Source organism: Mycobacterium sp. (genome assembly GCF_035499775.1).
In the GTDB taxonomy this organism is placed as follows: Bacteria; Actinomycetota; Actinomycetes; order Mycobacteriales; family Mycobacteriaceae; genus Mycobacterium.
Window position 1 is genome coordinate 1 of the sequence record NZ_DATJYB010000376.1, and the last position, 3,062, is coordinate 3,062.

Sequence of the window (3,062 nt, forward strand, 5' to 3'; positions counted from 1 at the left end):
TGGTCAGGTGCCAGCGCGTAGTGAATATCATCGAGGATCTGTTGGACGATCGTCTCTGGCGATATCCCAGTCGAAGATCCAAAAGCCTTGGCGGCGGGGGCAATTTGGCCGCCCAGGCCGACCGGGTTGGTGTTTTGCGACGGCGCGGTGAACGGCGTCAGCGTCGCCGCAGCGGCCGACGAGCCGGCATAGCCGTACATGGCCGCCGCGTCCTGAGCCCACATCTCGGCATACATAGCCTCGGTCGCCATGATGGCTGCAGTGTTTATCCCCAAGAAGTTGGTCGCGACCAACATCGCCAATTGCGCACGGTTGGCTGCGATCATTGGCGGCGGAACCGTGGCGGCGAACGCCGCCTCGAATGCCGAGGCCGCCGCTGTGGCCTGGGAGGCTGTCTCCTCAGCCTGTGCTGCGGCAGCGCTGAGCCACGCTACATAAGTCGCGGCCGCGGCTGCCATCGACATCGACGCCGGACCGCGCCAGCTCTGGCTGGTCAGCGCAGATACTACCGAGGAATAGGAGGCGGCCGTCGAGTAGAGTTCGGCCGCTAGCTCGTCCCAGCCCGCCGCGGCGGCGAGCATCGGTCCAGGGCCCGGGCCGGTGTACATCCGGCCGCTGTTGACCTCTGGGGGCAGCGCTCCGAAATCCATTGCTGTTACTGTTTCTCAGCGTGCGGCGGCTGCATTGGCCGCTTCGGTGGCCGCATACGAACCGGCGGCGCCCTGCAAGGTGGCCACGAATAGTTCGTGAATTGCCAACGCTTGCACGCCGACCTCCTGATACAGCTGCCCGTGGGCGGCGAACGCTACCGCGGTCAGCGCAGACACCTCGTCAGCGGCGGCCGGAACGAGCCCGGTGGTCGGCGCGGCCACCGCGCCACTCGTCGCGCTCATCGCCGAGCCGATGACGGTCAACCGAGCCGCCGCCGCCGTCAAAGCTTCCGGTTCTGTGGTGACGAATGACATATATTTCTCTCCCATAACGTTTTTGGCTTTCGCCTCCGCAGACTGATGCCAACCACGGGCTCGAATACCCACTCAACAACCAAGTTTCGACTCCTAGCATGTCTGACTACCGCCGCTGATGTCGTCGGGGCTAGCGTCCATTGGCCTTCCTGCTAGCTGGAATCTGTTCTGGGGTTGTGTCCCTCGGCGATGAATCACATTGTGGTCTACCGAAAACACCGCTGAGAGTCTGCGCTACCCGCTGGCGGGGTACGCGAATCGCGGTTGCCGGTAACGACACACGAGTGCGGAAGCTGCATCCTTGGGGAACAGATGCGAAAATGCCAAGTTGAGAGGGACTCATGTCGGTTGATGGCAGCGCCTTGGGCGGGCGGCTTGTGGCGCCCTGACGAAGGGCGGCCTCGGCCCAGCCTTGAAAGCGCTTGCCCGTCGCTCACCGATCCCCGTGCGGCTCGACCACTGTCACCGTGGATGCCGATGACAGGCGTGTGCGGCTATCGGTGGCAGACGATGGGGTCGGCGGTGCTGATCCCCGTGGGTCCGGGCTTATCGGACTAAAGGACCGTGTGGAAGCACTGGGCGGCCATATGGACATCACCAGTCGCGACCACGAAGGAACCACGCTACCGCAGAAATCCCTTTTGTGCGGTGCGAGTTGGAATACTGGACGCCACGCGATGATCCTGGCTCGCTTAGGAATTCGTGCCCGCTGCCTATCGGGCCGCGAATGCGTCGGGATGATCCTCGGGAAGACGAAACCGTGGCTATCGTCAGTTTGCCTCTGGCGGGCAGGGCCTGGCTCAGGGTAGCGACGACATCGGCTCCTGTTGCCTATCGCTTACCGGCGCCAAGGCATGGTTGCTGACCATCACAATCAACTCTTCACCCGGTGTGAATTGCTGCGTCACTGCGCTCGGAAAGCAAGGCGCAGTCTCGTCGTTCAGCTCCGGCTGCACTGAACCAAACCCGAAAAGTGGTTTGCCGATGGCGCTGTAATGAATAAGCAGAACTAAGACGAAAACGATCACCACAGCTATGGCGATGACGCCCAGATCAAGCAAGATCGACCCCGCACAGCGGGCGCGCGTTCGCCGCTGCGCGCTTACCGGGATCCAGCGATGCGACAGGTGCGGACAGGCCTTTGTGATGTCGGACTCCGCATGCGCGGTATGCCCAACGGCGTCATGAGGTTTGGACACCGCTGTTCCGTCGCAGAGGTGGCAAGCTGACATGTCCTGTCCTCACTTGAGTGCATGGTTCGTATCGGCGATGCCTTCGGTCGCAAGCATTCCTGCATGCTGGCCGCGTCGCAGTGTGCTGTCACATCGGCTCTATTTAGGATGCCGCCCACGTATGCGGCTGTCGTTACGGCCAGCGGCAAAATGCGTATCGCGCTAACGGGTATAGCACCCGGCCACGTTTGTAACGAAGTGCCGAAATGACTGTCGCCCAAGCCTTCGGCGACAGCGTCGGTCACCCGGTACGGTCAGCGATGCGGCAAGGCGGCGCCGACGGGCATCGCGTCGGACCCGCGAACGGTGCCCTAACTGGCAATTCCAAGGACGTCTCGGATGGCGGCACCGGACAGAGCAGCCTTGGGGATGAACGCACGAGCTGGGCTGGCGGCGACCAATTCGGCGAAGTCTTCCTCCTCGTGGGTGGAGATCAAGATCGTCGGCACACCGGCGCAGAACCCGTTTTGGTGAATTTTTCCGACGACGTCAAAACCGCTCTCCTCGCCGAGATCGATATCAACGAGGGTGACGTCGGGCCGCAATTCCTCGATGCGCCGCAGCCCTTCTGCGGAGGAAGTTGCGACCGCTACCACGTGAATGCCCTGATGCTCGAGCAACTGCGACGCCGCATCGAGAAAATCGCGATTGTCGTCGACAATCACGCAACGCGTCCGCTCAGCGCCCACCAGTTAAGTGTGGGGTAGCGGTGGACTGATGGCATGGAGGCTAGCAGGAAGACTTGCCGAGTCGGGAAGGTTCGGCCGACTTCGAGTATCCCGCCGGGAGCCAGACCAACCGGCCTGAGCTGCTCGTTAGCTGCCAGGTAACGGCTAACCGGAAAGCGCGGACTGGTGCTGACGGG

The 3,062-nt window shown here is 62.5% G+C and carries 4 protein-coding genes and 1 pseudogene; 1 reads left to right on the forward strand and 4 read right to left on the reverse strand.

All coding sequences use genetic code 11. The features are described 5' to 3' along the window. Together VML93_RS23215 and VML93_RS23220 are read right to left on the reverse strand one after the other, a co-directional pair. Window positions 1-650 (reverse strand): PPE family protein (locus tag VML93_RS23215; protein WP_325614634.1); only part of this gene is annotated, 650 nt, incomplete at its 3' end. 15 nt (window positions 651-665) lie between these two features. Next, on the reverse strand, window positions 666-965 hold the full coding sequence (locus VML93_RS23220) for a PE family protein (RefSeq protein WP_325614635.1): 300 nt from the start codon (window positions 963-965) through the stop codon (window positions 666-668). Between the two features lie 385 nt (window positions 966-1,350). Between VML93_RS23220 and VML93_RS23225 the strand changes: the two are divergent. Then, window positions 1,351-1,591 (forward strand): annotated as a pseudogene (locus tag VML93_RS23225) (histidine kinase); the annotation flags it as partial. A 174-nt stretch (window positions 1,592-1,765) separates the two neighbouring features. Here the strand turns inward: VML93_RS23225 and VML93_RS23230 are convergent. Next, on the reverse strand, window positions 1,766-2,164 hold the full coding sequence (locus VML93_RS23230; protein ID WP_325614636.1) for a hypothetical protein: 399 nt from the start codon (window positions 2,162-2,164) through the stop codon (window positions 1,766-1,768). A 344-nt stretch (window positions 2,165-2,508) separates the two neighbouring features. After that, window positions 2,509-2,862, reverse strand: a complete 354-nt coding sequence (locus tag VML93_RS23235) for a response regulator (RefSeq protein WP_325614637.1) — start codon at window positions 2,860-2,862, stop codon at window positions 2,509-2,511. Between the last annotated feature and the right edge of the window lie 200 nt (window positions 2,863-3,062).